Raw genomic sequence first — 6368 nt, 5'->3', positions numbered from 1 at the left:
AGTACGAGGGGAGTTTCCTTTTATTGTTAGATGTATCTTAATTAGCTTAGTATTATTGCTTTTAATTTAATAGTTCTTGGAAGAAGTTTTCTACCTCAGGATGAAGCTTATTTTCCTTAAGTGTAACTAGTGAAACATAAAGCGACATGCGTTCCTCTTTAACCATTGGGATAGAAATTAAATCTTTGTCTTCCTTTGTTATAGCGATTTCAGAAAGAAGACTGATACCAATTTTTTTACGAAGGAGTTGCTTAAGCAAATTAATATCATCTGTTTGAAAGAATGGTGTTGCAGCATGATGATATTGATTATTCAAATGTTGAAAAGCATTTAGATGAACAAAATGTTCGTCTAAAATAATAAAATTTTCATTTAGAACATCAGAGAAAGCGATAGCTTCCTTATCTGCCAATGAGTGGCCTGAAGGTAGAATATAATAAAGATCACTTGTCATAAGAGTTTTAACTGAAAATCGTTTATCGATAATCGGTTCTAAGCTTCCAATAAAACTGGCATCTAGTTCTCCCTTAGACAAGAGGTTTAGAAGTTCAATAGAACCTTCTTGTATAGGGTGAATGTTTCGAAGTGCTGAGACATTTTCAATAAAAGCAGGCTCTTTACGAACAAGGTAGTCAATAATAAGAGGCGGAAACCCAATTGTATCATAGGGAGAAATGCTTCGAAGTATTTCTTTTTGGGCACCTTGTATTTCTGGAAGAGCTTTCTTTACATGTCGTAACAATATATCACCTTGTGGAGTTAGCTTAAATGTCCTATGTGAAGGATCATGCACAAGTAATTGGCAATGAAACTCCTTTTCTAAACGTTTAATGGCATAAGAAATAGATGGTTGACTCACCCCGTTTTTTCGAGCTACTTCAGTGAAAGATTGCAAGTTGCTTAAGTCATAAAAATAGTATAAGTCTTTAAGATTCATAAAATCACACTTTCAAAAAATTGTTAAAAAGAGTTACATAGACAAGGCTAGATGAGATGATAAGTAAATATTATCCGTAGTGATGTGTTTGACTATAACTTTTTTATTGAGTTAGAATATGATGATGAGTCAGGAGATGATTATAGGTTATCAAGAATATCTTCAAAAATAGCTAAGATTTTCTCCCTTTTATCAACAGGAACTTGTTTCAGCTTCATGTTAACTCTTTTCAATGAGAGATTATCGGTTTGGTCAGTGGTGGGCTCGAGGCTATTGAAATTGAAAAAGTCCTCTGGTGTCAAGTTTAAGGCGACAATCACTTTTTCTAGACTGTGAATGGTCAGATTCACATTTTGGTTTTCTAATTGATTGATATACTTGAGTCCGAGTCCTGCCTGTTCCGAAAGTTCCTCCTGGCTCATTTTGTTTTGTTTACGAAAATATTTCACTTTTTGTGAAATATATTTTTGTAGATAATTATTAGTTGTCATATAAACAGAATACAAGTTTTAAATGACAAAAATAACTTTTTAAACAATACAAAGTATACTATAAAATCCATATTGTTGTTTATTAGTTCAATATGCTAGTCTCTATTAGTACCATCACAATTGTTGCTACTATACAGCCTGTAAAACAAATGTGTTATACGGTTATGCACAGATAAAGTGGTTGTCCATTTGTATCTGGAGGAAAGATGATAACTGGTTGTATAGTTGATTCTGTCATAATTCTTTTTGCCCATTATAACATAAAAGAAATGAGTGGACACTATAAAACACATTGTTCTTTAAAACGACTATTTTAAGTAGTATAATATAAGTAAAAAGGAGGTTGCACTATGACTGCACATGATATTTTAAACAATCCTTTCCTCAATAAAGGTACTGCCTTTACCTTAGAGGAGCGAAAGGAACTAGGCCTTATTGGTTTACTGCCACCGTATGTTCAAACGATTGAAGAACAAGCGGCGCAAACTTATGCGCAAATGCAAACAAAAGCCAATGATTTGGAAAAGCGTCTTTTCCTAATGGAAATTTTTAATACCAACCGGACTCTTTTCTATTACCTCTTTTCTCAACATTTGGAGGAATTCAATCCAATTGTATACGATCCAACCATTGCAGATACCATTGAAGGCTATAGTGACCTCTTTGTAGATCCACAATATGCGGGATATCTTGATATCAATCATCCTGAAAATATTGAAGCCACTTTGAAAAATGCTGCTGGGGATCGCGAGATTCGTCTCATTGTTGTAACAGATGCAGAAGGAATCCTTGGAATCGGTGACTGGGGAACAAATGGTGTCGACATTTCTGTTGGGAAATTGATGGTCTATACGGGTGCTGCTGGAATCGATCCTTCTATGGTCCTTCCTTTAGTTATTGATGCAGGGACTAACCGTGAAGAACTTCGTAACAATCCTAATTACTTAGGGAATCGTCATGAACGGGTTCGCGGTGATCGTTACTACGACTTCATTGACCAATTTGTTCAAACAGCAGAACGTCTCTTTCCTAAACTCTACCTTCACTGGGAAGACTTCGGTCGCTTGAATGCTGCCAATATTCTTGAAAAATACCGGAAACAAATTCCAACTTTTAATGATGATATTCAAGGTACAGGAATCGTTACCTTGGGTGGTATCTTTGGTTCACTGGATATTAGTGGTGAAAAATTAACAGATCAAGTTTATCTCTGCTATGGTGGTGGTACTGCGGGTGCAGGAATTGCCTCTCGTGTTCTTCGTGAAATGGTGAGTGAAGGTCTTTCTGAAGAAGAAGCCTATAAACGTTTCTTTATGGTTGATAAACAAGGTCTTCTCTTTGATGACATGGATGACCTAACCCCTGAACAAAAACCGTTTGCTAAGAAACGTGCTGACTTTAGTAACGCAGACAAATTGACTGACCTGCTTGAAGTAGTGAAGACTGTGAAGCCAACCATTCTTGTAGGAACTTCAACTCAACCTAATACCTTCACTAAAGAAATAGTAGAAGCTATGTGTGAAAACACAGAACGTCCGATGATTTTCCCTTTGTCAAATCCAACCAAACTAGCAGAAGCTAGTGCCAAAGATTTGATTGAATGGTCAGATGGCAAAGCTTTTGTCGCAACAGGAATTCCTGCTGATACAGTTTCTTATAAAGGTGTCGACTATGTGATTGGTCAAGCCAATAATGCCTTGATTTACCCAGGTCTTGGTCTAGGTATGCTGGCTTCTGAAGCAAGTCTTTTGACTGATGAAATGATTGGAGCAGCGGCTCATTCATTGAGTGGTATTGTCAATCCAGGCCAACCAGGAGCTCCTGTCTTGCCACCATTCAAGTATGTAGCAGATGTCTCTATTAAAGTAGCAGAAGCAGTCGCTAAAAAAGCACAAGAGCAAGGTCTTGCGTGTGCTAAGGAAACAGATATGGCCAAAGCAGTTCGTGATTTGAAGTGGTATCCAGAGTATAAATAATTCACTGCTGCTGTCTATCCTTCTATAGCGACAGATTTGTATGGGCTGTGGACTTAAGTAATTTAGAAAGGATACCTATGTTACTCTTTTTAACCTCGATTACGAGTATCATTCCGATTATCGCTATCATTGTTTTGGGGTATATTCTTCAGGTGAAGGGATGGTTTGGAGATGCCTTTGGATCTAACCTATCCCGTTTGATCATGAATGTAGCCTTGCCAGCGTCAATCTTTGTGTCGGTGATGAAATACCTGACACTAGATAAACTAATCAGTCTTTCTGGAGGTCTCCTTTATACATTTGTGGCCTTTATCTTGGGCTATATCGTAGCTTATATTGCAGTTGTGGTTTTCAGGGTTCGTCCAGGACGGCGAGGAACCATGATTAATACCTTTGTGAATGCCAATACTATTTTTATTGGTTTACCTTTAAACGTTGCTCTTTTTGGGGATCAGGCTCTTCCTTATTTCTTAATTTACTATATCACCAACACGATTTCCACCTGGACATTGGGCGTGTATTTGATGACGAGCGACAGTAAATCGGGTCAAAGCAAGAAGACAAGTAAATTTGACTGGAAGAAATTGCCACCAGCTCCGCTTGTAGGTTTTCTTGTGGCTCTACTATTTTTGATTCTCCGAATCTCTATTCCAGATTTCGCAACGAATACCTTAACCTATGTTGGAAATATCGTCACTCCCCTATCTCTGATTTATATTGGTATCGTTCTTGCAAAGGCAGGCTTGAAAACTATTACTTTTGATAAAGATACAATTGTCACTTTAGTTGGACGCTTTATCCTAGCTCCTCTAATCATGCTTCTTGTATTGAAGTTCTTTGCACCAAATATGGCGACAGTAGAATTTAAGACCTTTATGATTCAGTCCGCTACACCAGCTTTGGCTGTTCTCCCGATCCTTGCTAATCAGGGAAAAGGAGATGTGGAATTCTCTACGAATGTAGTGACTCTAAGTACGGTTCTATTTATCGTTGTTATTCCAATATTACAAACCTTGTTAGGATAAGAGGAAGAGATTGTGAGAACAATTTTGAATGGCGTGAAAAATGGCAGAGACTTATCAAACTTGTGCTATTTTTATCTATTGCTAGTCTAGTTATTGTAGAGATGATCAGACTTTTTAAGACCATTTCGTTTGATAAGATTGGAGCAATCTTTGGAGAACTCTCTCCAATAAAAGTCATTAGTTTAGCTTTGCTTGGTTTTATGGCTGTTGCACCTATGGTATTCTATGATAAAATCTTAAATAAAGAGCTTAATCAGAAACAAAAATTATCTTACTTACTAGAGACAAGTTGGACTATTAATAGCTTGAATAATATGATTGGCTTCGCCGGTTTGGTGGATGTTGGTTTACGATATTCTTTCTATGGAGATGAGGAACGACCTGAAAAAAGTATGCAGGGAATTTCTCGCGTCACACCTTATTTTATGAGTGGTTTCTCACTGTTTGCACTGTTAAGTTTAGTTTTTATAATTATATTTCCTATTTCAATAGGGGTTAAAAAGTATTGGCCAGCTCTTTTAGGAGCTAGTCTATATCTTCCAATTGTTTTATTGGTTTCAAACAGGAAAAAATGGGCCTATTTTAGTCAACTGAGTGGAAGGACAATTAAATCTTTAGTATTTGCTTCTGGCCTTGATTGGGCTAGCGTATTAAGTTTTTTTCTTTTGGTTGGGTATGCTTTAGGCTATAATTTACCAATTTATGATATAATCCCCCTCAAGGGATTTAGTTCTGTGTAAAACGGAGCTAAATCCTTTTTATATAGTAAAATCAATACCATTAGGGATTGATTTGATTTTTATTAAAAATATGAGATAATAGACTCGGACTAAGTTTAAACAGCAACTTTAGAGGGAGACAATTATGTCAAAACGACTATTATCGGATGAGCCGAATACCCCCAAATCCCTTAAGGAGCTTTTCTGGGAAAATGCGGAAAAAGCTCGTATGGGGGAATTTTGGAAAGACAAGAAGAGTTACAAAGAGCTTTCAGAAGCTACGGGGATTCCGTCAGGAAGTCTTCGGATGCTTTTCATGAACAAGCCTAAGGGAAATATTCCAAAGATTGTAACCATTACTAACGGTCTGGCCAAGGTGACTGGGAAAAACATTACACTTGGGAAGCTCTTAGCTCGAGATAATCAGCATGAGGGTTTTAAGTTTCCAAGAGATCCTGATCAGGTCACCCAGAACTTGTGGCACAACATTCGCAAGAAGTTGGAAATCACGGAAGATATGACTGAGGGGGAAGTCAGAGAATGCATGACAGCCTTTGTAGTCTCATCTGGTATGGCTCAAACCAACTATAACCTGATCAATCAAACAGGAACGGTATCGCTTGATACTTTGGAAAAATTCTCCAAAAGACTTAGAGTCGAACCTTATGAATTGTTGGCTACTATAAGACGTAGAGAGATTATTGATAAGGTTGAAGGCCCTATTCCTAAAGGAAATGACAACGACTCTCACATTGATATTGGCAAGCTTAATACTTTCATTAAATCACAACCTTACTCGCCCAATGGTCAAGAGGTAGCATCAGCAGACTTAAGCCCACAGAATCTCTATCATTATTATGCCAAGGGAAATGTCGGAGATATGCCCATAAAAACAGCCTATAAGTTTAAAAGATTAGTGGATATTTATGAAGCAGAATATGGTATTCTTGAACCTTCAAGCAGAGTTTTAGATGTCAAGGAATTGGAAAAATTTCTTTATAGTGGGATGATTACCGGCTATGCCATTTCTAAGACAGGGTTGATGAATGCGACCAATGGAAATCTCTATATCAAGGGCAAACGTCCTATCGAATCTATGCAACTGGATCGGGCCTTCGGTCTCTATAAACACCTTAAAAGACTAAAAAGGACCAATAAATTCTTTACCTAACAAAAAGCCCAAATCAATAGTTTGATTTGGACTTTTTGTTTGTTTTTTT

General features: G+C 37.1%; 6 protein-coding genes. 4 read left to right on the top strand and 2 right to left on the bottom strand.

Annotated elements, in window-relative coordinates:
* Positions 1–61 precede the first annotated feature (61 nt).
* Positions 62–937 carry a LysR family transcriptional regulator gene (locus O3670_RS10690; protein WP_368387004.1) on the bottom strand — a complete coding sequence of 292 codons (876 nt, stop codon included), beginning with the start codon at positions 935–937 and terminating at the stop codon, positions 62–64.
* 140 nt (positions 938–1077) lie between these two features.
* The gene (locus tag O3670_RS10685) at positions 1078–1428 is read right to left on the bottom strand and encodes a helix-turn-helix domain-containing protein (RefSeq protein WP_037598004.1); all 351 of its coding nucleotides are present in this window, start codon (positions 1426–1428) and stop codon (positions 1078–1080) included.
* 350 nt (positions 1429–1778) lie between these two features.
* Between O3670_RS10685 and O3670_RS10680 the strand changes: the two genes are divergently transcribed.
* From O3670_RS10680 to O3670_RS10665, 4 genes are all read left to right on the top strand, one after another.
* On the top strand, positions 1779–3404 hold the full coding sequence (locus O3670_RS10680) for a malolactic enzyme (RefSeq protein ID WP_347096205.1): 1626 nt from the start codon (positions 1779–1781) through the stop codon (positions 3402–3404).
* Between the two features lie 77 nt (positions 3405–3481).
* On the top strand, positions 3482–4429 hold the full coding sequence (locus tag O3670_RS10675; protein WP_371596150.1) for an AEC family transporter: 948 nt from the start codon (positions 3482–3484) through the stop codon (positions 4427–4429).
* A 101-nt stretch (positions 4430–4530) separates the two neighbouring features.
* Entirely contained in the window at positions 4531–5169 is a 639-nt protein-coding gene (locus O3670_RS10670; protein WP_371596149.1) for a putative bifunctional lysylphosphatidylglycerol flippase/synthetase, read from the top strand.
* A 124-nt stretch (positions 5170–5293) separates the two neighbouring features.
* Positions 5294–6319, top strand: a complete 1026-nt coding sequence (locus tag O3670_RS10665; protein ID WP_371596148.1) for a hypothetical protein — start codon at positions 5294–5296, stop codon at positions 6317–6319.
* Positions 6320–6368: the final 49 nt, after the last annotated feature.

Source organism: Streptococcus sp. 27098_8_74, from assembly GCF_041431705.1.
GTDB lineage: Bacteria > Bacillota > Bacilli > Lactobacillales > Streptococcaceae > Streptococcus > Streptococcus salivarius_E.
Note: the sequence above shows the minus strand (reverse complement) of the source record. Positions and strands in the feature narration are given on the sequence as shown.

What these genes read in the sequence shown, in the direction of transcription:
- O3670_RS10690 (WP_368387004.1), bottom strand. Translation starts at nt 937, where the DNA reads ATGAATCTTAAAGACTTATACTATTTTTATGACTTAAGCAACTTGCAA.
- O3670_RS10685 (WP_037598004.1), bottom strand. Translation starts at nt 1,428, where the DNA reads ATGACAACTAATAATTATCTACAAAAATATATTTCACAAAAAGTGAAA.
- O3670_RS10680 (WP_347096205.1), top strand. Translation starts at nt 1,779, where the DNA reads ATGACTGCACATGATATTTTAAACAATCCTTTCCTCAATAAAGGTACT.
- O3670_RS10675 (WP_371596150.1), top strand. Translation starts at nt 3,482, where the DNA reads ATGTTACTCTTTTTAACCTCGATTACGAGTATCATTCCGATTATCGCT.
- O3670_RS10670 (WP_371596149.1), top strand. Translation starts at nt 4,531, where the DNA reads ATGATCAGACTTTTTAAGACCATTTCGTTTGATAAGATTGGAGCAATC.
- O3670_RS10665 (WP_371596148.1), top strand. Translation starts at nt 5,294, where the DNA reads ATGTCAAAACGACTATTATCGGATGAGCCGAATACCCCCAAATCCCTT.